Source organism: Novosphingobium sp. FG137 (assembly GCF_057809735.1).
In genome coordinates this window covers 322,500-347,502 of record NZ_JBMDKN010000005.1, presented here as the reverse complement: position 1 = coordinate 347,502, position 25,003 = coordinate 322,500, and the positions used below count along the sequence as shown (strand labels likewise).

Here is a 25,003-nt window from a genome sequence, read left to right as displayed (position 1 = left end):
GAGCATGGCCCTGAAACCGCCGGCGCCCCCGCGCCGTCGCCGCGCTTCTCCGCTGGTGCGGCGCGCTGATCTTGTGGCGGCGACGGTCAGCTGCCTTGCCCAACTCGGTGCCAAGGGGACCACGGGGCGCGAAATCTGCCGGAGGGCCGGGGTCAGCCATGGCTTGCTGCGGCACTATTTCCGCAATCCGGACAACCTCCTGCTCGAGACCTATGAACAGCTCTGCGAGGACATGCTCGCGCAGCTGGAGGCGGCGGCCATGCCCCATGCGGCGGACCCGCTTGATGCGCTCCACCGCTACTTCCTTGCGGTCTTTTCGGATGAGTGGGCCGGGCCCGATATCATCGGCGCGTGGATGGTGTTCTGGCAGCAGGCCCGCAGCCGCGCCGATTTCGCAGCCGTTTCTGACAGTTTCAACTTGCGCCAGCGCGCGCTGCTCGAACGCCTCGTCGCGGCGCTTCCGGCGCGTGCGGAAGCGCTGCCCATGGCCGATGCGATTGCGCTGCTTTCAGCGGTGCTCGATGGGCTGTGGATCGAATACTACCTCTCGGACCAGCGCACCCCGCGCGAGCGCTGCGTCGCGCTGTGCGACGCCGCCGCGCGCCGCCTGTTTGGCGTCTGAGCGGGATCAAGGCAGCGGCACAATCGCTCCGCCGTTTGCGCTGTAGTCCTTCTCGGCGACCGGATTTCCGACTTCGCCCGATGGCAGATGCACCACCGATTGCGGCCCGGCGATGGTGACATGGATCCGCGTGGCCACAAGCGCCCCGGGCGCATCAGCGCGCCCGATTCCTGCGCCGTAAACTGCCCATACGCCGGTGCCGGGGGTTGATGGATAGACCTGCCCGGTCCCGTCCGGTTCCACCGCGAGCGCCACGCCTTCATCGATGCCCAGCCCGATCAGCGGCGACGCATCGGCCGGGCGACTTGCTTGCGCCTTGGCGATAAACGCAAACAGCCTGCCGAGCCTCGCGCGCTGGGTGAAGTGGCTGTCGGTGATCACGCCCTTGAGCAGATCGAGATGGAGGAACCCGGTTTCGATCGTGTTGCTCTTGCCGTAAGGATCGGCCAGCGCCTGCGAGGCCGTCAGGCTCTGGCCGTCCATTGCGCCGTAGAGATATTCGCCCAGCACCGCGAGCCCGGCGCTGGTGCCGGCAAGCGGTTTGCCCGCGCGAACGTGGGCATCGAGCGCGGCGGCAATCGGTGTGCCGCGCCAGCGCCGCACATAGCGCGCCTGATCGCCGCCGGCGATGAAAACGCCGTCCGCCTTGCGCAAAGCGTCCAGCAGATGCGGGTCGCGGCTGGCGGAGCGGGAATGCGTGACGAAGGTTTCAGCCGAGAGGACGCCCCCCAGCTCGCGGTAGAATTCGGTGCTCGCCTCGCCATGCTGCGAGGCCCGGAGGATGACGATATGGCCATGTCCCGCCTTGGCGATGAACCAGCGCATCGCCTCGGCGCTGTGGTCTCCGCCGCCGATCAGCAGCAAACCGCCCGAAACCGGTGCGGGGGCAGGGCCGGAAGGATCGCCTTCGAGATAGACATCCAGCGCCCGCGCTGCGGCATGCGATGCGGCGAGCAATGCCAGTATGGCGGCCAGCCCCGCCGCAATCCTTCTCGCATAAATGTGCAAACCCGGCTCTCCCGTTTCGAAGCGATGCTCTGTTCTGGCACAAGGCTCCGCTGGGCGCAAAATCCCCATGGCATGGGGATTTGCTCCACGGATTCGGGGCTATCCACCGCTTGACCGCCTATGCAGCGGCGATAGAGGGACGCCATGTCTTCCGTGTCCCAAGTGTACCCCGCCTTGCTCCACGCGTTCCTTGCCGAAGCGGTCACGCGCTATCCGGATGGCACCGCGATCGAGGTGCCGCCAGCGCGCACCCGTCCGGAACGGCAGGTGATGACGTATGCCGAGCTTGCGGCGCTGACTGACCGGCTCGCGCTGCATCTCGCGCCGCAGCTCAAGCCAGAGCGGATCGTCGCGCTGCTGCTGCCGCGCACTTCGCCGATGCTTTATGTGGCGCAGATCGCGGTGCTCAAGGCGGGCGGCGCCTATACCGCGATCGATCCCTCGTTTCCCGATGACCGCATCGCCGAAGTGCTAGAGGATGCTGATGCGGTTGCGGTGCTGACTGATTCGGTCGGTGCGCAGCGGCTTGGGCCCATAGCGGGCGCGGTGCCACTGCTTCTGGCGGCAGAGCTTGCAATGCAGGCGCCGCCCACAGGCGCGACGCTGCCTACCGAAGTGCGCCCCGAACAGCTGGCTTATGTGATCTACACCAGCGGAACGACCGGCAAGCCCAAGGGCGTGATGGTCGAGCACCGCAACGTGGCCAATCTTGTTGCATCCGATCTCGCTGAATTCGGTCTTACACCCGCAGACCGCGTGATCCAGGGTTCGTCTGCGGCCTACGATTCCTCGATCGAGGAAATCTGGCTGGCGCTCGCCTCCGGTGCGACGCTGGTGGTGATGGACGACGAGGCCGCAAGGCTCGGCCCCGATATCGTCGCATGGCTTCAGCGCGAACGCGCCAGCGTTTTCTGCCCGCCGCCGACTTTGCTGCGCAGCAGCGGTTGCCGCGATCCCGAAGCGGCACTGCCCGATCTGAAGCTGCTCTACGTTGGCGGCGAGGCGCTGCCGCGTGATATCGCCGACCGTTGGGCCAAGGGTCGCCGCATGGTAAACGGCTATGGCCCCACGGAATGTGCGGTGACCTGCCTGCGCGGTGACATTGTCCCCGGCGGGCCGATCACCATCGGTCGCCCGGTGCCGGGAATGAAGGCCTTCGTGCTGGGCGAAGACCTTGAGCCAGTTGCAGAGGGCGAGCAAGGCGAGCTGTGCATGGGCGGTGCGGGCGTTGCGCGCGGCTATCGCCACCGCGAGGACCTGACTGCCGAGAAGTTCGTCGATCACCCGATCTGCGGGCGAATCTACCGGACTGGCGACCTTGTCCACCGCGAGCCGGACGGCAACCTGTTTTACCACGGGCGCATCGACGCGCAGGTGAAAATCCGTGGCTACCGCGTCGAACTCGGCGAGATCGAGGCGCGCCTTGCCGCGCTGCCCGGCGTGCGCGCGGCGGCAGCGCGGCTTCAGGAAGCAGGCGGCGTGCCCGAACTCGTCGCCTATGTCGTGCCGGGGGAGGGCGTGGATGCGCTCGATCTGGACGATCTGCGCACGCAGCTTTCCAGCACGGTGCCGAGCTACATGGTGCCCCGCCGCATCGGCATGCTCGCCGAGCTTCCGACCACCGTTGGCGGCAAGCTCAACCGCGCAGTGCTGCCGGCAATGACCTTTTCCGCCGATGCAGGGCCTGCGCGCGATATCGTGCCGCCGGCGACCCCGCTCGAAGCCGCGCTTGCCGCCGCCGTCGCCGATATCCTGACACGTCCTGACGGCGTGTCGGTCGAAGACGATTTCTTCGAGGACCTCGGCGGCGACTCCCTGAGCGCCGCGCTGCTGGTCACGCTGCTGCGCGAGGGCGGCGCCGGAGACTGGGTCACGGTCAGCGATATCTATGCGGCGCGCACCGTCCGCGCGCTCGCCGCACTGGGCGAGGAAGCAAATGCCGCTTCCGCCAATGCTGCGCAGCAAAGAGCGCCCGTGCTGGTGCGCGAAGGCGAGGCACGGCCGGTTCTCGCCAATGTCGTCCAGATCGCCTGGCTGGCGGGCGAAATTGCCTTTGGCGGCTGGGTGAGCTGGGCTGCCGCCTGGGTGCTGTTTCCTTTGTTGTTCGACAAGCTCGATCTTGTCGCCTTCGTGCTGCTCACGCCGCTTATCACCGTGGCTGGCGTTGCGCTTTATCTGCCGGTTTCGGTGGGGTTCACGCTCCTCGTGAAGTGGATCGCGCTAGGGCGCTACCGTCCGGTCCGCGCGCCGGTCTGGAGCGCCTATTACCTCCGCCACTGGGTCACCGTGCAATCGGCGCGGCTGATCCCGTGGCCGATGCTTTCGGGCACGGTGTTCATGAATTCCGTGCTGCGCCTGCTGGGCGCGAAAATCGGGCGCGGCGTGCACATTCATCGCGGCGTTCATCTCCATCGCGGCGGCTGGGATCTGCTTGAGATCGGCGACAACGTGACGCTGGGGCAGGACGCGCATATCGGCCTCGTCGAATACGACCGGGGCGATATTGTCGTCGGGCGGATCGTGATCGAGGCCGATGCCACCCTGCAGACGCGCGCCACGGTCGAGCAGAATTGCCGCATCGGCGCGAGCAGCGTGATTGCGCCGCTCTCGGTGGTGAACCCGGGCACCACTGTGCCGCCGAGCGAGCTTTGGGACGGCGTGCCGGCTCGCCGCGTCGGCCCGGCACCCGAAGCGCCTGCGCTTACCGGCACCGGTCTGCACCTCAGCCCTGTCATGCACGGTCTGGCGACCTTGGCTGCCGAAGGGATCGCGACGATGCTCGGCGCGCTGCCCGCCGGTCTTCTTGCCTTGCTGCTGTGCTACCTCCTCGGTGTCGGCTCGGAGGAAATCTGGGTCTGGATCTACGCGCCGAAGCTTGATCCGCAGGTGCTCGCGGTCGTCTTCGGGGTGACTGTGGTCAGTGTGCCCGTCAGCCTTGTCTGGAGCGCGCTGATGGTCCGCGCGATGGGCCGGGTGAAACCCGGAGTGATCGACCGCTGGAGCCTTGCCTACATCCGCGTCTGGCTGAAATCGGCGGCTACGTTCAATGCCGGGCAGTGGCTTTCAGGCACGCTGTTCTGGAAGCAGTGGCTGCGGCTTGCGGGGGCCAATATCGGTGAAAAGTGCGAAATCAGCACGATCTTCGATGTGACGCCCGAACTCGTCACCATCGGTGCGGAGACCTTCTTTGCCGACGGTATCTACCTCGGCGGGCCGGAGATCACGCGCGGCACGGTGCGGCTCGCGCCGATCGTGCTCGGGCGCAACACCTTCCTCGGCAACCATGCGGTGATCCCGGCGGGCGAAGTGCTGCCGGACGATATCCTGATCGGCATCAGCACTGTCGCCCACGCCAGCGAAATCGCCACCGGCCAATCCCGCTTCGGGCGGCCTAGCTTCGATCTGCCGCGCCGGCAGGTGGTGGAGATGGACCGTAGCCTCACACACGATCCCTCGCTGATCCGCTATTGCAACCGCGTGTTCTGGGAATTGCTGCGCTTCGTGCTGCCGGTTGGCACGCTGCTGGCAACGGTGCTGTGGTACAAGCTGCTGGTGGAAGGCGCGCCGGAAGCGAACGACCTCGAGTTCGCGCTGATCGTGATTCCGCTGGCGACGCTTGTCCCGCTGCTTGCGCTGCTGCTCGCTGTCACTGTGCTTAAGTGGACGCTGATGGGCCGGGTAAAGCCGGGCCAGCACGCGCTGTGGTCCTGCTGGGCCAGCCGGTGGGACTTCGTGTTCGTGGCCTGGGCACGCTATGCCAATGCGATCCTGCAGCAGCTTGAAGGCACGTTCCTGCTGACGATCTACTTGCGCCTGATGGGCCTCAAGATCGGCAAGCGCGCGGTGCTCGGGCCGCAATTCTCGCAAGTCGTCGATCCAGACATGATCGAGATCGGCGACGGCGCGACGGTAACCGCGTTCTTCCAGGCGCACACCTTCGAGGACCGCGTGCTCAAGGTGGACAAGGTGCGGATCATGGCGGGCGCGACGATCGGTGCCGGCACCGTTCCGCTCTATGGCTGCGTGGTGGGCGAGGGCGCGCATGTCGGCCCGGGCAGCGTGATCATGAAGCAGGAGAGCCTGCTGCCGGGCCTCTCCTATCAGGGCGTGCCGCTCAAGGTGGTGCGTGGCTAGAGGACGAAATCGAGGCCGGTGAGGGCGGGTGCCTTTTCGATCCGGATCGCGAAGTCTGCCGTGCCGTTGCCGTCGATATCGCCGCTGACGAGGCCGACGCCATTGGTCACGACATAGCGCAATTGGCCCGCAACCTTGGTGAAGGCCCCGCTGCCGATCCATGTGAAAGCGTCGTTGACGGCGGAGGTCTGCTTCACGGCGTCTATGCCGGAAAGATCGATCCGGTCCCCCTGCGCGCGGCTGAAATCGAGGATCGTATCGGCGCTCGTCACGGTGGTGCCGGAAAGGTCGCCCATCGCCGTGAAGCGGAAAACGTCGCCGCCTTCGCCGCCTTCGAACATGTCACGACCGCCGCCGCCGATCAGGATATCGCTGCCGCCGCCGCCAAGCAGCTGATCTGCCCCGTTTCCTCCGTCGAGCACATTGGCCGCACCATCGCCGATGAGAATGTCTGCGCCAGTGCCGCCGATGAGGTTCTCGATCCCGATCAGCGTGTCGTTTCCGCCGCCGCCGGTGGCCTGCGCTCCGCTGATGGCCAGGCTCACGCGGACGGCCGCGCTGCCCGAGGCATAGCTTGCCGTGTCGTTGCCTGTGCCGCCATCAAGCGTGTCATTCCCGGCGCCGCCGATCAGCACGTCGTCATTCTCGCCGCCGGAAAGCATGTCATTGCCGGCCCCTCCATCGAGCAGGTCGTTCCCGGCGCGGCCCAGCAGCGTATCGTTGCCGCCATTACCGCGCAGCGTGTCCGCTCCCGCGCCGCCATCGAGGGTGTTGGCAAGTTCGTTGCCCAGCAGCGTATCCGCGCCTGCGCCGCCAATCGCGTTCTCGATGATGCAGCCGAATGCGATGCCGATGTTGTTGGTGAGTGAAACACCGCTGTAGGCGAGCGAGGAATAAGCCCCCGGCGTCAGGTCTACCGTGCAGCCGTTGGTGAACGTCGCGACGCTGAACGTGTCGGTTCCGCCCGCGTCCCAGATCGCCTCGAACGAAGGCGCGCCGGGATTGAAGGCATAGGTATCGTTGCCGGTCCGCGTTGTCATGTTCGCGCCGTAGAGCGCCTGGATCGCCTGAATGTCATAGACCATCGGCGTCTTGACGAGGAACTCGGCGATCCCCGTTGCGGGGTTTGTCCACCACACCTTCTCGGGCGAGGTATACGACATGATCGTGTAGCGCTGGTTGTCGTATCCCGCCGGGATCTTGGGCGTCTCGAACGGATGCTTGAGGCCGAGGCTGTGGCCGATCTCGTGCAGCATCGCCATGTAGTTGTAGGTGCCCGGCGCGAAGGACTGGCCGATGATGGCATCGTCGATCCAGATATCGCCATGCGCACTGCTGCGCCCGTCCGACACGCCGAGGGAATAGCCCCAGTAGCCTGCCGAAACTGCCGAGGTGAAGGCGATGCGGATATCGCCGACCGTGCCGCCAGCGGTCTCGGCCACTTGCGTGAAGGCAATGTTCGCAATCTCCGACCAGGCGCCGAAGGCCTTGGTGATCATCGCGGCTTGCCCGCTTGTCACCGCACCCGTCACCGCCGCCGCATTTTCACCGCGCCCATAGGGGTTGGCGAACTGGCTGGCGACGCCGTCCGCCCAGGGGAAGCTGTAGCTTACGTGCGTGGTGCCGCCGGCATCCTTGTTCGACCAGACCACCCGGAACGCCGCCTGCGAGGGGAGCAGCGCGTTGATGAAGGGCTTGCTGCTGGCGCCGACGCGCGCGACGGTGGAAAGGTCGGTGAAGCGGGGCATGGCTGGGGCTCGTGCGGTAAGGGATGACCCTTGCAGCAATGCCAACACCGTCTGAAGGTGCGTCTAAACCCCCGCGCGGACTATCCCGCAGCGCCAAAGCGCCGTTTCGCGGGGCTTACCGCTTATCAAGCATGGCAAGCCGCACGCATGCGCGGTTCCCGTTGGTTAAGCGTTTTGCGCGCACGCTTAGGGATTTTGCCCCGCAAGATAGGCCTCGACTGCAACTGCCGTGCCCGGCGGCACATGGAGACCCAGCTTGCTGCGGCGATAGAGCACGTCTTCGGCGGTGCAGGCCCATTCCTGTGCAGCAAGGTAATCGACTTCGGCTTGGGTCAGGCCGCCGCCGAAATCGGTGCCGAGCGCTTCCATGGTCTGCGCGGTGCCCAGGATCACCCGCGCGCGCGTGCCATAGGCGCGGGCGAGCCGGGTGAGCAGCGCGCGCGGCAGGCCGGGATGCGCGGATGCCAGTTGCGCGGCGAAGGCTTCGAAGTCATCGCCGGGAATATCACCGCCGGGCAAGTCGACACCCGCGGTCCAGTCCCCCTTGGCGCCTGGATAGAAGGGCACCAGCTTTTCCAGCGCATGCTCGGCGAGCTTGCGGTAGGTGGTGATCTTGCCGCCGAACACGCTGAGCAGCGGCGCTTTCCCGTCGCCGCCATCGAGATCGAGCACATAGTCCCGCGTCACCGCCGAAGCGTTCGCGGCATGATCGTCGTAGAGTGGGCGGATGCCGGCATAGCTCCACACCACATCCTGCGGGTGAATTTCGCGGGAGAAATAGCGGCGCACCGTCTCGCACAAGTAGTCGGTTTCCTCGGGCGAGATCTGCGCCTTGCCGGGAAGCTGCTCCCACGGCTCGTCGGTCGTGCCGACCAGCGTGAAATCGTGCTCGTAAGGGATCGCGAAAACGACGCGGCGGTCCGGGTTCTGGAGCAGGAACGCGTGCTCGCCTTCGTAGAGCTTGGGCACTATGATGTGGCTGCCCTTGATCAGCCGTACACCGCGATCCTGGCTGGCGCTGGCGGCGCGCTGGAGCACATCCTCGACCCACGGGCCCGCCGCGTTGACAAGGCCGCGCGCCAGCACCGTGCGGGTTCCGCTGCCGCTGGCGATCTCTGCCTTCCACAGCGCGCCCTCGCGCACCGCGGAAACCAGCTTGGTGCGCGTCTCGATCCGCGCGCCGCGCTCCGCCGCATCGCGAGCGTTGAGTACGACGAGGCGGCTGTCCTCGACCCAGCAATCGGAATAGACGAACGCCGTTTTTGCACCCGGCTTCAGGCCATTGCCCAGCGCCGAGCGGGCGAGGTTCACCGTCCGCGTTGCCGGCAACTTCTTGCGGCCGCCGAGGTGGTCGTAAAGGAACAGACCCAGCCGCACGAGCCAAGCGGGGCGGGGCGAATTCATCTGTGGCAGCACGAAAGCCAGCGGCCAAATGATGTGCGGGGCCATGCCCAGCAGCCGCTCGCGCTCGATCAGGGCTTCGCGCACAAGGCGGAACTCGTAGTATTCGAGATAGCGCAAGCCCCCGTGGATCAGCTTGGTGCTGGCCGATGAGGTGTGGCTGGCAAGGTCTTCCTGCTCGACCAGCAGCACCGAAAGTCCGCGCCCGGCGGCATCACGGGCAATCCCGGCGCCATTGATCCCCCCGCCAACGATCAGCAGGTCATAGGTTTCCGGATCCGGCACGTGGTTGCTCCTGCCTGCCATTGGGGCACTGATGTGGTGGCGTCCGCTCCTTAGCCACGCGCGCGTGGTCGGACAAATGCAGCTAACGCAACCGGGGATGCGAATACAAGATGGCGTAACTGCAGGTAAATGCGGTAACAGGGGCTATGCGAGAGGCAAGGCCATACCCGGCGATTGACCGGGAGAACCCATCGATTCCCGCCGGATGCGGGCCCTGCGATGCCTGCTGTCCGGCATTTTGGACGATTCGCGCTTGAGGCCGCTCTCCGTTTTCGCGGCGATGCTCACCGCCTCTTCCGTCGCTGCGGCTCCCGCCGAAGCAGCGCCCCCACCCAGCATTCCCGAAGTCGGCGCGCCCGCACTTGCGGCGCTTGGCCCCAACGGCGTTGGCGTGATCGAGAAGACCGTGGTCGACAAGGACGCGGTCGATCCGCTCGGCAGCCTTGCCAAGGGCGCGCTGGTCCGCGCCGATCGGACGATGCCGCTGGTGATCTGGTATCCTGCCCGCGTTGGCCCGAAGGACCGGCGCGCGACCTACCGGGCGAGCCTCGTTTCGGAGCCGCCCAAGCCGCCGGCCTATTTCACGGTCCCCGCGCTGGCGGTGACCGATGCGAGGCCGGCAGGGCAGGGCTATCCGATCGTGCTGCTCTCGCATGGCTACAACAATGATCCGGTCATGCTCTCGTGGCTGGGCGAGAACCTCGCGACCAAGGGTTATGTCGTCGTCGCGATCCGTCACCATGATCCGGCGATCACGGACACGGCGAAGACGCCCGCTACGCTGATCCGCCGCCCGCTCGATATTACTTACGTGCTGCGCCGCATCCGCAATGGGCTGCTTGGGAACCTCGGCGATACCAAGCGTATCGCGCTCGCGGGCTATTCGTTTGGCGGCTATGGCGCATTGACCGTGGCCGGGGCAGAGCTTGATGCGGGCAGCCCTGCGGTCAAGCGGCTGCCCTCCGCGCTGGTCGAGCGCTATACCGGAAGCGGCGCGGAAGCGGCCACATTGCATGACCCAGCAATCAAGGCGGTTGTCGCCATCGCGCCCGCAGGCGGCGCGCCTTGGGCGGCCTGGGGCGCAAACGGTCTGTCTGGCATCAAGGCACCGCTGCTCATCGTGGCCGGCACGGCGGACCGCACTGTCGGCTACGATCCCGGCCCCGCCGCGATCTTCCGCGATGCCAAGGGTTCGGACCGCTGGCTGCTCGCGCTCAAGGGCGCTGGACACGCCATCGGCACCAATCCCGCGCCGGCTGAAATGCGCGGCACCGTGTGGGATTTCGATTGGTTCGAGGACCGCATGTGGCGCAAGCCGCGCGTCAACAGCATCGCGCTCCACTTCATCACCGCGTTCCTCGATCTGCAACTGAAGGGTGAGGCGGCCAAGGCCGAGTATCTCTCCGTGCCGTCAGAGGAATCCGATGGCGCCAAGTGGACGAGCGACGACAAGCGCTACGATGCGGTGAGCGAAGGCGGCACGAACCCTACGTGGAAGGGCTTCGTCAAGGACCATCAGGATGGGCTGTTGCTGAAGCATTTGCCGCCGTCACCTTAAGCCTGTTACACGAGCTTCGTCGGCATGGCATTGCCGCACGATCCGAAGCGCTATGCCAGGCCGCTCTGGATCCCCGCCTTCGCGGGGATGACGAAGGATAGCTGGACAAGACGAGACACAAGCCTCGTCATTCCCGCGAAGGCGGGGATCCAGGGGAGCAAGGCGCGACGGCTCTGGATCGCTGTCAACGCATCGACGAAGGTTAGCCCTCAGCCGCGCATTTCCGGCACCATCTCGGTCGGGGCAGGAGCTTCACGGCCCATGCTGTTCGAGAAGTGCCGGATGATCCACTCGCGCAGCAGGTAGATTGCCGGATCGCCGAGGTCTTCGGCGTGGGTCTTGAGATAATAGCCAAAGCCATCCGCTGAAACGCGGTCATAGGGCATCACGAGTTGCCCGCTGGCGATTTCCTGCGCGAACATGTCGATATCTGCCAGCACCACGCCCGAAGCCCCGATGGCATAGCGCACCGCCGAAAACGCTGTATCAAACGCGAGCCCGTCGCCCGCTTCGATCGCGAGGCGCTGCTGCGCCGCATAGCTCGACCACAGCAGACCGCGCGGTTCGCCTTCCAGCTTCACATGCAGCAATTCGTTGTCGTGGAGGAACTGCTCGAGGCTCTTGCCCTTGTGCGTGACGGCCGTTTCGGGCGAGCACAGCGGTGCAACGCGCACCATCCACAAGAGGTCCGCCACGCTGTCATCGACATTGGGCCGGTCGAACACCACCGCCATGTCCACGTTGTCGCGCGGCGCGCCGGTGACATTGGAGGTCACCACGTCGATGCGGATCTCGGGGTGTTCCTTGTGGAACTGCGCCAGCAGCGGCAGCGCGTTCTGGTAGAGCAGCGAAGGCGGAATGTGCAGCCGGATCGGCCGGCTTTCGAGATCCTTGTTGCGGATCGTGTTGATCGTCTGCTCCATCCGGTCGAGGCACTTGCTCACGACCGGAAGCAAGATCGAGCCCGCCGGAGTCAGCTTGAGCCCGGTCGGGCCGCGCTCGAACAGCGGGCGGCCGATAAGATCCTCCAGGCTGGAGACATGGCGGCTCATCGCGCTCTGCGACACGGTGAGCGCCTGCGCGCCCGCGGTGAAGCTCATGTGCCGTCCCACCGCCTCGAACGCACGCAGCGCGTTCAGCGGCAGCCAGCGGCGGTTGATGAGGCGATCAGGCGCGATCTCGGCTACTCCCTTGCGACATTGGCATTTTGCTCCCCGCATTGATCTACGTCAATCCGCGTTGCCTGCGCGAACGTTCTTGCCGCAGGATAACAGTTTATAATATGAGGGTTCACGCAATTTTATTGTGAGGTCCGATGCTGCTCCCTGCCGAGTTCGATTTCCACGCGTTGGAAGTCTTCGTCCTCACCGTCGAACTGGGCGGGATGACCGCGAGCGCCCAGCAGCTGCGCATCACCCAGTCCGCCGTCTCGCAGACCATCGCCCGGCTGGAACAGGGCATCGGTGCAACTCTGTTTGATCGCGCCCTGCGCCCGCTTGGCCTCACGCCCGCAGGACGCGCGCTATATGAACGTGCAACGCACTTGCTCGCCACCGCGCGCACGATGGTCGATGAGGTGCGCGAAGGCGCCAACCAGCCGATCGACAAGGTGACCGTGGCGATGGCGGAATCGCTGGCGATCCTGCTCACCGGGCCGCTGCTCAATCGCCTGGGGCCCCGCGTCGCGCGCTGGCGGGTGCGTTCGGGCATTTCGCTCAACCAGCAGCAGGATTTCCTCGCGCGGCGCGTCGACCTGCTGATCACCGGCAGCAGCGTGCTCGAAAAACAGGAAGGCGTCGTCCACCACGATGTGCTCGATGATCCCTTCGTGCTCGTGTTTCCGCCGAGCTTTCGCGGCGTGGCCGATCCCATCGCGGCGGCGGAAGGGCTGCCGTTCGTACGCTATTCGCTCGATACCGGCATGGGCCAGCGGATCGAAAGCCAGCTGACCCGCATGCGGCTGCGCCTGCCCAACGTGATCGAGGTCGATATCGTGCCGCAGCAGCTGAACGCGGTCGCGCTCGGGATCGGCTGGAGCATCACCTCGCTGCTGTGCCTTGCCGCGATGCCCGCGCTGATCCCTGAGCTGCGCGTCGAGCCGCTGCCCCGCGCGCGCTTCGCCCGCCGCATCCAGGTCGTCAGCCGCGCGGGCGAACTGGGTGATCTTGCCATGGAGACCGCCAAGCTCGCCGGGGAGACGATCCGCAAGGAAAGCCTGCCGCCCGTCCTCGCGCAGCTTCCGTGGGCGGAAGACCTCCTCGGCAGCAACTGATGCGAGTGCATTACCTTCATTGATCCGATATATGATTGTTGATGATGCACTGCTTGGCCGGTCCATTCCGGGTTAAAGTCGCAGTGCAAGAGAGCGGCAGGCAGGCCGCCATACATCCCAGCGGGGGCATACATGACCACCACCACCTCGTCCGCAGCACCGGTAACGCTGACCGAAACCGGGCTCGAAGTCATGCTCCCCGGCGGAAAGTCGGCCTATTTCAACAACTATTGGCTGCGCGACAACTGCCCCACCTCGTTCGACAGCCAGACGCGCGAGCGTGTGTTCGATATCTTCCATCTGGATGCCGCGCCGCGCCCGCGCCGGGCCGAAGTGGTGGGTGATGCGCTGGAAATCGCATGGGACGGCGAAAACCACACGAGCCGCTATCCGCTGAACTGGCTCGCCAGCTATGCCGAGGGCAAGCGCCGCCATGATCCGTCCGATCTGCCGCGCCGCGCCTGGTATGCCGATCACTATCCAAACGTCGCCCGTTTCCCGCAAGTGGAGTTGATGGCAGACAAGGCCAAGGTTGCCGAATGGCTCCAGGCGCTGATCGTCGAAGGCGTCGCGCTGGTGACGGACATGCCCGACAGCGACGATGGTTTGACTGATCTCGTCAAGTTGATGGGCCATGTGCGCCCCACCTTCTTCGGCGAATACTTTGATGTGATGACCCATATCGAACCGACCAACCTTGCCTACACCGCCAAGGCGCTGGAGCTTCACACCGATACGCCGGCCGAGGACATGGCTCCCGGCGTCCAGTTCCTCCACTGCCGCGCCAACAGCGTGGAGGGCGGGGCCAACCTGTTCCTCGACGGCGTGGCGGTGGCGAACGATTTCCGCGAACTGTACCCCGAGGACTTCAAGCTCCTCGCCGAAACCGAAGTGCCCTTCTACTGCGAGCACGACACCTACGACGTTCGCTCGCGCCAGCGGGTGATCGAACTCGACGCGCATGGCGAAGTTTCGGGCGTCACCATCAGCCAGCACATGGCCGATGTGTTCGATCTGCCGCAGGACGTGCTCGACCGCTATTACCCCGCCTTCTGCCGCTTCGGTCGCATGCTCCAGTCGGACAAGTACCTTATGCGCTTCCGCATCAATGCGGGCGAATGCATCGTGTTCGACAACCATCGCATCGTCCACGGGCGCGAGGCCTATTCCGCCACCAGCGGCGCGCGCTATCTGCGCGGAACTTATGCTGATCGCGGGGAGATGCGCAGCACCTACCGCGCGCTGACGAGCGAGGGCCGCTTCAAGTGACCGAGGCCGAAGTGGCGGCGCTGCGCGAGGATCTTGCTGCCGCGTTCCGCATCACCGCGCAGATGGGGTGGTCGGAATCAGTCGGCAATCACTTCAGCGCTGCGGTTTCGGCGGACGGCAAGCAGTTCCTGCTCAACCGCAAGTGGCAGCACTTCGCCAGCATCAAGCCCGATCACCTGCTGCTTCTCGATGCCGACGATCCGGACGTGATGAACCGCCCCGACGCGCCCGACGCTTCGGCCTGGACGATCCACGGCACCGTGCACCGCCAGTGCCCCGCCGCGCGCGTCATCATCCACTGCCACCCGCCGCACGCTACCGCGCTTGCCACTCTGGCCGATCCGCGCATGCTGCCGCTCGACAACAACACGGCGCGCTTCTTCAATCGTCTAGCCATCGATCAGGGCTTCGGAGGCATTGCCGACGAGGCGGAAGAGGGCCTGCGCCTCGCCGCCGCGCTGGGAAACAAGAAGACGCTGCTGATGGGCAACCACGGGATCACCTGCACCGGCGCAACGGTGGCCGAAGCTTTCGAGGACCTCTATTTCTTCGAAAAGGCAGCGCAGACCCTGCTGCTTGCCTATGCCAGCGGGCAGCCTTTGAATGTGCTGTCCGACGAGGTGGCGGAGAAAACCGCGCGTGGGTGGGACGATTATCGCGGCATGTCTTATGCGCATTTTGGTTGGCTGAAGTCCCAGCTTCCGGCGCTGGATTAACGGCCATGTGCGCAAGCCAAAACCCGTTCGTGTCGAGCCCCTCGTCTTCGCTCGGGATAAACTTCCGGCCTGAAGGGCCGGAAGTCGAGACACAAAGCGCGGCGCATGGTGTCTCGACTTCGCTCGACACGAACGGGGGGTGGAGGGCGCAATGACTGAGATTCCTTCGGAGATGTCCGCCGTTCTGCTCACCGCCAACGGCGGCTTTGAATGCCTGGCTTACCGCTCTGATGTGCCGGTCCCACAGCCGGGGCCCGGTGAAGTTCTGATCCGCGTCGGCGGTGCCGGGGTAAACAACACCGATATCAACACCCGCACCGCGTGGTATTCCAAGGCGGTCACTGTCGCCACCGAAGCGGGCGGGGGCGACGGTTTTGCCGAGGCGAAGACCGAAGATTCGGGTTGGACCGGGGCTGTCCCGCAGTTCCCGCGCATTCAAGGGGCCGATGCTGCCGGGCGCATTGTCGCAGTAGGCGAGGGCGTCGATCCCGCCCGAGTGGGCCAGCGCGTGCTGGTAGAACCCGTGTTTCGCGGTGCGAGCCGGTTTGAGGCCACCTATTTCGGCTCCGAAGTCGATGGCGGATTTGCACAGTTTGCGCGTGTTCCGTCGGCGCATGCGCACGCCATCGAAACTGCACTGACCGATGTCGAACTCGCCTCGTTCCCCTGCGCCTATTCGGCTGCGGAAAACATGCTGACCCGCACTGCGCTGGCTGCGGGCGAACGCGTGCTGATCACCGGCGCTTCAGGCGGTGTCGGCTCGGCTGCGGTGCAGCTTGCCAAACGCCGGGGGGCGGAGGTGACGGCGCTCGCCAGCCCGGAAAAGGCGGACGGCGTGCGCGAACTGGGCGCGACCCAAGTCGAACCACGCGGGTGCCGGTTCGAGAGCGAAACGTTCGACGTGGTGATCGATGTTGCCGGCGGCGAGGGCTTTCCCGCCCTGCTCGATGCACTCAAGCGCGGCGGCCGCTACGGCGTGGCGGGCGCGATTTCCGGCCCGATTGCCGAGCTTGATCTGCGTACGCTCTACCTCAAGGACCTGACGCTTTACGGCTGCACGATCCTCGATCCGGAGGTGTTTCCCAATCTCGTAGGCTATATCGAGCGCGGCGAGATCAGGCCGGTGGTTGCCGCCACATATCCGCTTTCCGAAATCGTCGCGGCGCAGCGCGCCTTTCTTGAAAAGAAGCACGTCGGCAAGATCGTGCTGATACCCGGAGTGTAATTCCTCATGAAGATCGGTTTCATCGGCCTCGGCAATGTCGGCGGCAAGCTCGCGGGCAGCCTGATCCGCAACGGCCACGACGTCACCGTGCGCGATCTCAATCCCGAACTCGTCGCCGAATATGTCGCGCGCGGTGCCAAGGAAGCGGTGAGCCCTGCCGCGTTGGGCGAAGCGGTCGATGTCATCATCACCTGCCTGCCGTCGCCGGCCGCCAGCGCCGCCGTGGCCGAGGGCGAAGACGGCTTCCTCGCCGTGATGCGCCCGGGGCAGGTGTGGATGGAAATGAGCACCACCGATTATGCCGAGGTCCTGCGCCTTGGCCCGCTGGTCGAAGCGCGCGGCGGGCTGTTCATGGAATGCCCCGTCTCGGGCGGATGTCACCGGGCGGATACCGGCAATATCTCGATCTTCGCTGCTGGCCCGCGCGAAGGTTTCGAACGCGTGCTGCCCGTGCTCACCACCCTTGGACGGCGCGTGCTGCACACCGGCGATTGGGGCACCGCCTCGCAGCTCAAGGTGATGACGAACTTCCTCTGCACCGCACACCTCGTCGCGCTCGCCGAGGCACTGACGGTGTGCAAGGCGGTCGGGCTCGACATGAACACGACCTATGAGGCGATCCGCATTTCCTCGGGCAACAGCTTCGTCCACGAGACGGAATCGCAGGTGATCCTCAACGGCAGCCGCGATATCAACTTCACGATGGACCTCGTCTCCAAGGACGTCGGCCTGTTCGACAAGATCGCGCAGGAAACCGGGGTGCCGGTGGAAATGTCCCCGCTGATCGTTCGGCTGTTCAAGGAAGGCGAAGCCGCCTTCGGCCCGCGCGAGTTCTCGCCCAACATCATCCGCCGCTATGAAGAACCGGTCGGCATCAAGGTGCTGGGCACGGGCTTTCCCGATCAGATGGTCGATGATGAGCCGGAAGAGCAGGGCTACGAAGTGGTTCCGCGCCGCTGAGGCAAAAATAGGGACGGTCCCCATTTTTTTCGGACTGTCCCTATTCTCGCGCAGCCCTAATTTCGCGCATCCTCAAGGATCATTGCCGCGCCCTTTTCCGCCACCATCACCGTCGGCGCATTGGTGTTGCCGCTGGTGATGTTGGGGAAGATCGAGGCATCGATCACGCGCAGGCCCTCGGTGCCGTGCACTCGTAGCCGTGCATCGACCACCGATGTCAGCGGGTCCGGCCCCATCGCGCAGGTGCCGGTGGGGTGATAGACCGTATCCGCGCGGGCGCGGAAATCGGCAAGCTGGTCTTCCTCGGTTTGCACTGCCGGGCCGGGGATCAGTTCCTCGGTGATCATGTCAGCCAGCGGACGGCTCGCGGCGATCTGGCGCAGCAGGCGGTTGCCCGCCAGCACTTCCGCGATGTCGGTTTCGGTCGAAAGGTAGTTGGGCTGGATCACCGGATAGGCCAGCGGATCGGCTGAGCGCAGCGCCAGATGGCCCCGGCTCGTCGGACGGCAGGGATTGAACGAAAGCAGGAACGCCGAGAACGGATCGGGATTGAGCAGCTTGCGCGCGGCGAGCGGCGTCTTGGTATAGCTCACCGGGCTGAAATAGAGCTGCAAATCGACCTTCGCCGCATCCGGCGCGCTGCGCACAAACCCGCCGCTCTGGTTCACGCTGAGCGACAGCGGCCCGCGCCGGTCGAATGCGAAGCGCAGCGCCGCCTGGGCCTTGCCGAGCAGCGGATGGAGCTCATCGTTCAAGGTCGCTGTGCGCACCTTGTAGAAATACGAGACCGCCAGATGGTCTTGCAAATTGCGCCCCACGGCGGGCAAATCGCATTGCACGCTGATGCCATGCTGCGCCAGCGCCGCGCCATCACCAATGCCCGACAGCATCAGCAATTGCGGCGAATTGATCGCGCCGCCCGAGAGGATGACCTCGCGCCGCGCCCGCACCTGTTGCAGCTTTCCGCCGCGCCGGTACTCGATGCCGACAGCGCGTGCGCCTTCAAACAGGACCCGCGTCGCCTGCGACTTTGTGCGCAGCATGAGGTTCTTGCGCTTCAGCGCCGGGTGCAGGAAGGCATTGGCAGTCGAGGCACGCCAGCCGCCGCGCGTGTTGATCTGGTAGAACCCCACGCCTTCCGGATTGCTACCGTTGAAATCGCTCGTCACCGGAAAACCGAGGCCCTCTGCCGTCTCGATAAAACTATGGCAGACGGGATGAACGTGCGGGGTGATCTCCGTCACGTGCTGCAGCCCGCCGCGCCCGTGGTGCGCGCTGTAGCGGTCGAAATCCTCGGACTTGGTGAAGAACGGCAGCACATCAGCCCAACCCCAGCCGGGATTGCCGGCCGCGCGCCAGTCATCAAAATCGCGCGGCTGCCCGCGCACGTAAACCATCGCGTTGATCGAGCCCGATCCGCCGATAACCTTGCCGCGCGGCCAGTAGCTGCTCCGACCGCCGAGGCCTTCCACCGGTTCGGTATCGTACATCCAGTTGATGCGCTTGTCGAAAAAGGTGCGGCCATAGCCGATCGGCATCTGGATCCAGATCGAAAGGTCGCTGCCGCCTGCCTCCAGCAGCAGAACGGTGAACTTGCCGTCTTCGGTCAGCCGATTGGCCAGCACGCACCCGGCGGTGCCTGCGCCCACCACGATATAATCGAAGGTTTCGGTCATCTTACTGGATGCTGCGTCATTTCCAGGTGCAGCATATCCCCGGTATAGGGATGCGCGCGCGCCACGTCCTCGTTCAGTTCCACGCCCAGGCCTGGCGCTGTCGGCGGGATCACATGGCCTTCTTCGAAGCGGATCGGCGTCTTGAGGATTTCCGAATGGAAACCTCTCCATTCTTCGATGCTCTCGAGTATCAGGAAGTTGGGTGTCGCGGTTGCCAGCTGGATATTGGCTGCGCCCACAACTGGCCCGCAATAGAGGTGCGGCGCGATCTGCACGTGGCGCACTTCGGCCATGCCGGCGATCTTCTTCGCCTCCAGCAGTCCGCCGACGCGGCCCAGATTCATCTGCAGGATCGCCGCACTGCCGGCATCGAGCAGGCGCGCGAAATCATACTTCGTCGCCAGCCGCTCACCGGTCGCGATGGGAATGGAGGTCGCGCGCGCGACTTTGGCCATTTCCTCGGGCGCATCGGGCGGTATCGGTTCTTCGAGCCACAGCGGATCGGCCGCTTCCAGCCGCTTCGCCAGCCGGATCGCGCCTGCCGCCGTCATCTGTCCATGCGTGCCGAACAGCAAGTCCGCGCGGCTCCCCACAGCCTCGCGCAGCGTGTTGGCAAAGCGCTCGCTGAGGTCCAACGCCTCCAGCGACAGCTGCCGTCCGTCGAACGCCGAATAGGGCCCCGCCGGATCGAACTTCAGCGCGGTGAAGCCCATGGCGAGATATTCCGCCGAACGCTCCGCCGCGAGATCGGGATCGTGATAGACGTCGGTCTGATCGCCCGGGCGCGGGTAGATATAGGTGTAGGCGCGCAGCCGCTCATGCACCTGACCGCCCAGCAGCTTGTAGACCGGCTGCCCCGCTGCCTTGCCGATGATATCCCAGCACGCCATTTCCAGCGCGCTCAGCACGCCCATCAGCGATAGGTCGCTGTGCTGGGTAAACCCGCTTGAATAGACGCGCCGCCACAGGTTTTCGATATCGTGCGGATCGCGCCCCGCCGCGTAGCGCGCGAAGACGTCCTCGATCATCTTCGCCACGAGATGCGGCGAGAAGGGGACGCAATATGCCTCCCCGATCCCGCTGATCCCGCAGGCCGTGGTCAGTTTCACGAACACGAAGTAGCGCCCGCCGAAATGCGGCGGCGGATTGCCGACGACGAATGTCTCGATATCGGCGAGCTTCATGCGGCCTCGAAGCCGTTGATCACCTTGATTTCGAGGTAATCGTGGAGGCCGAATTCGCCCCATTCACGCCCGTTGCCCGATTGCTTGTAGCCGCCGAAGGGCGAGCAATAGTCCTGACCCGCGCCATTCACATAGACGCTACCGGCTCGGATCTTGCGGGCCACGCGCCGGGCGCGCTCAACGTCGCCGCTCTGCACATAGCCAGCAAGGCCATAGGGCGTATCGTTGGCGATGCGGATGGCCTCCGCTTCATCTTCGAACGGGATCATTGTGAGGACCGGACCGAAGATCTCCTCGCGCGCGATGGTCATTTCGTTGTTCACATCAGCGAAGATTGTCGGCTTCACATAGTAGCCACGGTCGAACCCATCAGCACGGCCAGGACCGCCCGTCACCAGCGTCGCGCCTTCGGCGATCCCGGCCTCGATCAGGCGCTGTATCTTGTCGTAGTGCACTTTGCTGACGACCGGCCCGAGATGCGGACCCTTCTCCATCGGATCGCCAAGCTTGACGCTTTCGGCCACCTTCTTTGCGATGGCGACGGCCTCTTCATAGACCGAAGCTTCGACCAGCATGCGGGTCGGCGCGTTGCAGGATTGGCCCGAATTGTTGAAGCAGTGGCGTACGCCGCGCGCAACGGCCGCTTCCAGCCCCGCATCGGCAAACACCACGTTGGCCGATTTGCCACCCAACTCCTGGCTGACGCGCTTGACCGTCTCGGCCGCTGATTTGGCGACCTGAATGCCCGCGCGGGTAGACCCGGTGAACGAGACCATGTCCGCTTCCGGATGGCTCGTCAGCGCGTCACCGATGCCAGGGCCGGTGCCGTGGACCATGTTGAACACGCCCGCCGGAAAACCCGCTTCGTGGATGAATTCGGCGAAGAGCTGCGCAGAGAGCGGCGCGATCTCGCTCGGCTTCAGTACCATCGTGCAGCCCGCGACCAGCGCCGGGCCAATCTTGGCGGCGAGCTGATTGATCGGCCAGTTCCACGGCGTGATCAGCGCGCAGACGCCGACGGCTTCATGCACCTGCCGACCGCGCCCACCGAGCGGCCGCTCCCACACCATCTCGCGCGCAGCCTTCACGGTTTCCTTGAGGTGGCCGGGCCCGCATTCGGCCTGCGCATTGAAAGAAAGGTCGTAGGGCGCGCCCATTTCGGTGCTGATCGCGGTGACCATCTCGTCATAGCGCGCTTCGAACACGGCGATGAGCTTTTCGACCAGCGCCAGCCGCTCGTCGAGGCTGAGCGACGAATAGCCGTCGAACGCGGCGCGCGCTGCCGCCATCGCGCGGTCCACATCGTCCGGGCCGCACAGCGCTACCTGCGCGCAGGGCTCTTCAGTCGCCGGATTGATCGCCTCGAAAACAGCGGTCGAGGTGGCGGGAAGGGCCCACGCGCCGTTGATATAGGAGGGGAGGGGGTTCAGTTCAGACATATCCGATTGCTCGCTTTTGGTCTTCGACGATCGTTTTGGCCGCCATGAAATAGTGGAACGCGGCCCAGAAGCCCGTGGGGGCAAGGATCAGCAGCGCCGAGCGCAGTGATGCCGCATCGGGGCCAGCGGGGCCGGCAAAATAGTCGCTCAGCAAGCCAACGCCCTGCGGCGCGACGATCAAGTTGAACACGTTGGCGATCAGCAGGGCAATCGCGCTGAACATCGCGCGCATCTTCGGCGGCGCCAGGTTCTGGCCGAGCGCGAAGGCGGGGCCGATGTAGAAGTAGATGCCCGGAATGAACAGCCACAGCGAAACGGTCGCGAGCGCGAGGTTGTGTGTGTAGATCGCGAGGATCGAGGGCACCGTCGCCACCGCCGTCACCGCGCCCAGCAGGTACACGATCTTGCGCGGATCGGTGTAGGACGGGCGCGCCAGCATCCACGCTGTCAGCAGCGAGGCTCCGATGCCCATCACAAGGTGGATCGGCCCGACGATGGCGCCGGCTGCGCCCACGTCGAGGCCGTAGGTCCGCTGCAGGAAGGTCGGGATGAACCACATCAGGCCCCAGCCCCAAAGGGCGGAAAGCCCGCTGCCCATCATAACGTGAACCGCCGAGCGCTGCTGCAGGCAGAAGCGCATCGTTTCCATCAGGGTCGGGTTGTCGTCGCTCTGCACCACGTCGAGGCAGCCGCGCTTGGGCTCGCGGATCGTCGCCATGATGAGCAGGGCAAGCAGCACGCCCGGAATGCCGAGCACGAGGAACGCCGCGCGCCAGCCATAGGCATGGGCCACGGCGCCTGCCATGTCCGCGCCGATCCACGCGCCGATGGGCGCGCCGAGGCAGAAGATCGTCAGCGCCATCGGGCGGCGGGCAGCGGGAAAATAGTCGCAGATGATCGAGTTGCACGAAGGCGTGCCGCCCGCTTCGCCGATGCCCACACCCATGCGCGCCAGCAGAAGCTGGACATAGCCGCGCGAAAGCCCGCACATCGTGGTCATCACCGACCACAAGGTGATCGAGATCGCGAGAAGGTTGCGCCGGTTGTAGCGGTCTGCGATCCAGGAAAGCGGAATGCCCATGCTGACATAGAACAGCGCCAGCGAAACACCGGTCAGGAAAGCCACGCCGCCATCGCTGAGGTGCAGGTCGAGCCGGATCTGTTCGAGCACGGTCGACATCACGTAGCGGTCCGCGATGTTGATCGTATAGGCCAGCATCATCACGAACAGCACGTACCAGCGCAGGGCTACCGAGGCATTTTCCTCGCCTGCGGGGGCTGATGTTGCGCCTATTGCTGCCATTAGCTTGTCCTGTCCCGATTAGGCTTGTTGTTGATCGTCGTAGTGCGGTTTTGGCGCCAGCTCTGGCCCGAGTGCCTCGCGCAGCGGCTCCAACCAGGGCTCGAACTTCTTCCACTGATCGAGCCCGTCACGGAAGATGGGCTGGCGCACCTGTTCCGAGCTTGGCGTGCGGACGGAGCGCTTGGTCTTGTGGAATTCGACGCAGGCGTCTTCGAAGGGGAGGCCGCAGTAATCGAGGATGCGCCGCACGCTGCCTTCAAGGTCTTCGACCACGTCTTCGTGCTGCACGCGCAGGACCCGGCCCGGCAGGACAGCATCCCAGTGGTCCATCAGCTCGAGATAGGTCTTGTAGTAGCGGGCGATGTCCTCGATGCCGTAGGTGAATTCCTGCCCCTGCGCGAACAGTTGCTTGAGGTTGCTGAAGCAGCACGACATCGCATCGCGGCGCGCATCGATGATCTTCGCGTTCGGCAGGATCAGATGGATCAGGCCCACGTGCCGGAAATTGTTCGGCATCTTGTCGATGAAGAAGGGCCGGCCGAGGATGCGATTGGGCATGGTGTCGGTGATATACTGCTCGCCGAACCGGCGCACCGCGTCCGCATCCAGATCGAGCAGCGATCCGGGATAGAGCGGCTTGTCGAAATTGAGTTCGCGGCCCTGCAATTCGTGGACGATCCGCTGGATATCGGGCAGTTCCTGCGTGCCTTCGACCATCGAGTGCGAGGCGAGGATCTGTTCGAGCAAGGTCGAACCCGAACGCGGCAGGCCGAGCACGAAGATGGGGGAGGGATCGTCCAGCCCCCAACCTTCGCGCGCGGCGAAGAAAGCGGGCGTGCACACACGCTTTTGCTCGCGCGTGTTGGTCTCGAACACTTCGGGGAGATAGCCATTGCCCGCGCGGTGCATGGCATTGCCGCGTGCGTAGGCAGCCCACGAGGCCTCATAGTCCCCGGCATCCTCCAGCGCCTTGCCCAGAGCGAAGGCGATGTGGATGCGGTCGACATCCGCCGTCGCCGGATCATCGAGCCGCGCCTGCATCACCGCGATGGATTCGGCGGAGAACCGATAGGTCTTGAGATTGGCGAGGCTCCACCACGCATCGCCGAAATCAGGCCGGTCGGCGGTCGCGGCCATATAGGCATCGATGGCTTCGGCCGTGCGGGCTTCGGTCTTGAGCGCATGGCCGAGCCACAGGTTGAGATCGGCGCGGCGGACGCGGGTTTCGAGCGTCTCGCCCGAAATCTCGCTGATCATCGCGCGATATTCGGGGATCACGCTTTCGAAATCGCCAAGCCCGACCCGGATCGTCGCGGCCTGGATGCGGTGCGCGTGCCCGCGTGGATCGCGCTTCAGCAGCGGCTCCAGCGCCTCGCGCGCCTGCGGGAACTTGTGCCGGGCGATCAGCACTTGCACGTATTCGTGCCGCGCCTCGTCATGGTCCGGCACCATCGCGAGGACGCCCTCGTAAAGCGCCTCGGCATCATCGAGCACATTGCGCCGGTGGCCGATCTGGCCCAGCAGGCGCATGGCTTCGGGGTGGTTGCCCGCCTCCATCAGGAACCGCCGGATCAGCGTTTCAGCGACATCGATCTCCCCGTCGCCAAACAGCACCTTGGCCTGGACGATCGGTGGCGGGAGGCTGGCGAGATGGGCAAAGTGCCGTGCGGCAAGCCCAGCGCTGCGCGTGTCCCCGGTCATCCGGTAGAGCCCGTCGAGCATGCGCCAGCCCATCGCCAGCGCCGGATTGGCAGTGACCGCCGTGCGCAGATCGAAGATTGCCGCGGGCGCATCGCGCCGGGCGACATGGCAGAGCCCGCGTTCGAGGTACAACTGGCTGAAATTGGGATGATGCGCCGCGAGTCGATCAAGCGCGGCAAGCGCCGCATCGGTCTGCTGCATCATGCGCAGCGAATGCGCCTCGATCAGCAGGAGATCGCGGTTGGCCGGCGCGGACGCAAGGAGGCGCTTTGCTCCGCTTGCCGCTGCCGCATAGTCACCCTTGGCCTGAAGCGCATGAAGCGCCCTCAGTTCTGCCTCCGGCGGAGCCGCAGTAGACGCGGCAGGGTGGGTATTCTCAGAATGGGTCAGGTCTGCTTGCGTGGCCATCTACGCACTTTCCTGTCGGCCATCGCCGCGCGTGTCCATCAAACTCGCCCATCCAGTTCCGTGTGCCGCCAGAAGCAAGGGGTGGCGTTTGCCA

The 25,003-nt window shown here is 65.1% G+C and carries 17 protein-coding genes; 8 read left to right on the top strand and 9 right to left on the bottom strand.

Annotated elements, in window-relative coordinates:
• Positions 1-4 precede the first annotated feature (4 nt).
• A complete protein-coding gene (locus ACODS2_RS16220) occupies positions 5-622 on the top strand; it encodes a TetR/AcrR family transcriptional regulator (RefSeq protein ID WP_488999761.1) in 618 nt (205 codons plus the stop codon).
• Between the two features lie 6 nt (positions 623-628).
• On the opposite strand, the gene ACODS2_RS16215 is transcribed toward ACODS2_RS16220, so the two are convergent.
• Complete coding sequence (locus tag ACODS2_RS16215) at positions 629-1,630, bottom strand: cyanophycinase (protein WP_488999760.1); 1,002 nt, start codon at positions 1,628-1,630, stop codon at positions 629-631.
• A gap of 144 nt (positions 1,631-1,774) precedes the next feature.
• On the opposite strand from ACODS2_RS16215, the gene ACODS2_RS16210 reads away from it, so the two are divergent.
• Positions 1,775-5,764: a non-ribosomal peptide synthetase gene (locus ACODS2_RS16210; protein ID WP_488999759.1), complete on the top strand. Its 3,990-nt coding sequence runs from the start codon at positions 1,775-1,777 to the stop codon at positions 5,762-5,764.
• On the opposite strand, the gene ACODS2_RS16205 is transcribed toward ACODS2_RS16210, so the two are convergent.
• Both ACODS2_RS16205 and ACODS2_RS16200 read right to left on the bottom strand, forming a co-directional pair.
• Positions 5,761-7,512: a M10 family metallopeptidase gene (locus ACODS2_RS16205; RefSeq protein WP_488999758.1), complete on the bottom strand. Its 1,752-nt coding sequence runs from the start codon at positions 7,510-7,512 to the stop codon at positions 5,761-5,763. The two genes, ACODS2_RS16210 and ACODS2_RS16205, sit on opposite strands and share 4 nt — an antisense overlap.
• A 186-nt stretch (positions 7,513-7,698) precedes the next feature.
• Positions 7,699-9,219 carry a glycerol-3-phosphate dehydrogenase gene (locus ACODS2_RS16200; protein ID WP_488999757.1) on the bottom strand — a complete coding sequence of 507 codons (1,521 nt, stop codon included), beginning with the start codon at positions 9,217-9,219 and terminating at the stop codon, positions 7,699-7,701.
• 232 nt (positions 9,220-9,451) lie between these two features.
• Here ACODS2_RS16200 and ACODS2_RS16195 point away from each other — a divergent pair, with 232 nt between their 5' ends.
• The gene (locus ACODS2_RS16195; RefSeq protein ID WP_488999756.1) at positions 9,452-10,756 is read left to right on the top strand and encodes an alpha/beta hydrolase family protein; all 1,305 of its coding nucleotides are present in this window, start codon (positions 9,452-9,454) and stop codon (positions 10,754-10,756) included.
• A 209-nt stretch (positions 10,757-10,965) separates the two neighbouring features.
• On the opposite strand, the gene ACODS2_RS16190 is transcribed toward ACODS2_RS16195, so the two are convergent.
• A complete protein-coding gene (locus ACODS2_RS16190) occupies positions 10,966-11,976 on the bottom strand; it encodes a LysR family transcriptional regulator (protein WP_298173438.1) in 1,011 nt (336 codons plus the stop codon).
• A gap of 95 nt (positions 11,977-12,071) precedes the next feature.
• On the opposite strand from ACODS2_RS16190, the gene ACODS2_RS16185 reads away from it, so the two are divergent.
• The 5 genes from ACODS2_RS16185 (at position 12,072) to ACODS2_RS16165 (ending at position 17,198) form a co-directional block, all read left to right on the top strand.
• Entirely contained in the window at positions 12,072-13,028 is a 957-nt protein-coding gene (locus ACODS2_RS16185; RefSeq protein ID WP_488999755.1) for a LysR family transcriptional regulator, read from the top strand.
• A 132-nt stretch (positions 13,029-13,160) separates the two neighbouring features.
• On the top strand, positions 13,161-14,297 hold the full coding sequence (locus ACODS2_RS16180) for a TauD/TfdA family dioxygenase (protein WP_488999754.1): 1,137 nt from the start codon (positions 13,161-13,163) through the stop codon (positions 14,295-14,297).
• A complete protein-coding gene (locus ACODS2_RS16175; RefSeq protein ID WP_488999753.1) occupies positions 14,294-15,013 on the top strand; it encodes a class II aldolase/adducin family protein in 720 nt (239 codons plus the stop codon). Before ACODS2_RS16180 ends, ACODS2_RS16175 begins: the two co-directional genes overlap by 4 nt.
• 151 nt (positions 15,014-15,164) lie before the next feature.
• Positions 15,165-16,238 (top strand): alcohol dehydrogenase family protein, encoded by a 1,074-nt coding sequence (locus ACODS2_RS16170; protein ID WP_488999752.1) that lies wholly within the window; start codon positions 15,165-15,167, stop codon positions 16,236-16,238.
• A gap of 6 nt (positions 16,239-16,244) precedes the next feature.
• Positions 16,245-17,198, top strand: a complete 954-nt coding sequence (locus ACODS2_RS16165) for an NAD(P)-dependent oxidoreductase (protein ID WP_421838479.1) — start codon at positions 16,245-16,247, stop codon at positions 17,196-17,198.
• A gap of 56 nt (positions 17,199-17,254) precedes the next feature.
• Here ACODS2_RS16165 and ACODS2_RS16160 read toward each other — a convergent pair whose 3' ends face one another.
• From ACODS2_RS16160 to ACODS2_RS16140, 5 genes are read right to left on the bottom strand one after another with little or no spacing between them, the layout of a single operon-like run.
• Complete coding sequence (locus tag ACODS2_RS16160) at positions 17,255-18,874, bottom strand: GMC family oxidoreductase (protein ID WP_488999751.1); 1,620 nt, start codon at positions 18,872-18,874, stop codon at positions 17,255-17,257.
• On the bottom strand, positions 18,871-20,058 hold the full coding sequence (locus tag ACODS2_RS16155; protein WP_488999750.1) for a mandelate racemase/muconate lactonizing enzyme family protein: 1,188 nt from the start codon (positions 20,056-20,058) through the stop codon (positions 18,871-18,873). Before ACODS2_RS16155 ends, ACODS2_RS16160 begins: the two co-directional genes overlap by 4 nt.
• Positions 20,055-21,497 carry an aldehyde dehydrogenase family protein gene (locus ACODS2_RS16150; RefSeq protein ID WP_488999749.1) on the bottom strand — a complete coding sequence of 481 codons (1,443 nt, stop codon included), beginning with the start codon at positions 21,495-21,497 and terminating at the stop codon, positions 20,055-20,057. The genes ACODS2_RS16155 and ACODS2_RS16150 overlap by 4 nt, the downstream gene beginning before the upstream one ends.
• On the bottom strand, positions 21,490-22,800 hold the full coding sequence (locus ACODS2_RS16145) for a spinster family MFS transporter (RefSeq protein ID WP_488999748.1): 1,311 nt from the start codon (positions 22,798-22,800) through the stop codon (positions 21,490-21,492). The genes ACODS2_RS16150 and ACODS2_RS16145 overlap by 8 nt, the downstream gene beginning before the upstream one ends.
• Before the next feature lie 18 nt (positions 22,801-22,818).
• Positions 22,819-24,909, bottom strand: coding sequence for a tetratricopeptide repeat-containing sulfotransferase family protein (locus tag ACODS2_RS16140; protein WP_488999747.1), 2,091 nt, complete (start codon positions 24,907-24,909; stop codon positions 22,819-22,821).
• Positions 24,910-25,003: the final 94 nt, after the last annotated feature.

What these genes read in the sequence shown, in the direction of transcription:
- ACODS2_RS16220 (WP_488999761.1), top strand. Translation starts at nt 5, where the DNA reads ATGGCCCTGAAACCGCCGGCGCCCCCGCGCCGTCGCCGCGCTTCTCCG.
- ACODS2_RS16185 (WP_488999755.1), top strand. Translation starts at nt 12,072, where the DNA reads ATGCTGCTCCCTGCCGAGTTCGATTTCCACGCGTTGGAAGTCTTCGTC.
- ACODS2_RS16160 (WP_488999751.1), bottom strand. Translation starts at nt 18,874, where the DNA reads ATGACCGAAACCTTCGATTATATCGTGGTGGGCGCAGGCACCGCCGGG.
- ACODS2_RS16165 (WP_421838479.1), top strand. Translation starts at nt 16,245, where the DNA reads ATGAAGATCGGTTTCATCGGCCTCGGCAATGTCGGCGGCAAGCTCGCG.
- ACODS2_RS16150 (WP_488999749.1), bottom strand. Translation starts at nt 21,497, where the DNA reads ATGTCTGAACTGAACCCCCTCCCCTCCTATATCAACGGCGCGTGGGCC.
- ACODS2_RS16190 (WP_298173438.1), bottom strand. Translation starts at nt 11,976, where the DNA reads ATGCGGGGAGCAAAATGCCAATGTCGCAAGGGAGTAGCCGAGATCGCG.
- ACODS2_RS16155 (WP_488999750.1), bottom strand. Translation starts at nt 20,058, where the DNA reads ATGAAGCTCGCCGATATCGAGACATTCGTCGTCGGCAATCCGCCGCCG.
- ACODS2_RS16180 (WP_488999754.1), top strand. Translation starts at nt 13,161, where the DNA reads ATGACCACCACCACCTCGTCCGCAGCACCGGTAACGCTGACCGAAACC.
- ACODS2_RS16145 (WP_488999748.1), bottom strand. Translation starts at nt 22,800, where the DNA reads ATGGCAGCAATAGGCGCAACATCAGCCCCCGCAGGCGAGGAAAATGCC.
- ACODS2_RS16170 (WP_488999752.1), top strand. Translation starts at nt 15,165, where the DNA reads ATGACTGAGATTCCTTCGGAGATGTCCGCCGTTCTGCTCACCGCCAAC.
- ACODS2_RS16210 (WP_488999759.1), top strand. Translation starts at nt 1,775, where the DNA reads ATGTCTTCCGTGTCCCAAGTGTACCCCGCCTTGCTCCACGCGTTCCTT.
- ACODS2_RS16200 (WP_488999757.1), bottom strand. Translation starts at nt 9,219, where the DNA reads ATGGCAGGCAGGAGCAACCACGTGCCGGATCCGGAAACCTATGACCTG.
- ACODS2_RS16140 (WP_488999747.1), bottom strand. Translation starts at nt 24,909, where the DNA reads ATGGCCACGCAAGCAGACCTGACCCATTCTGAGAATACCCACCCTGCC.
- ACODS2_RS16205 (WP_488999758.1), bottom strand. Translation starts at nt 7,512, where the DNA reads ATGCCCCGCTTCACCGACCTTTCCACCGTCGCGCGCGTCGGCGCCAGC.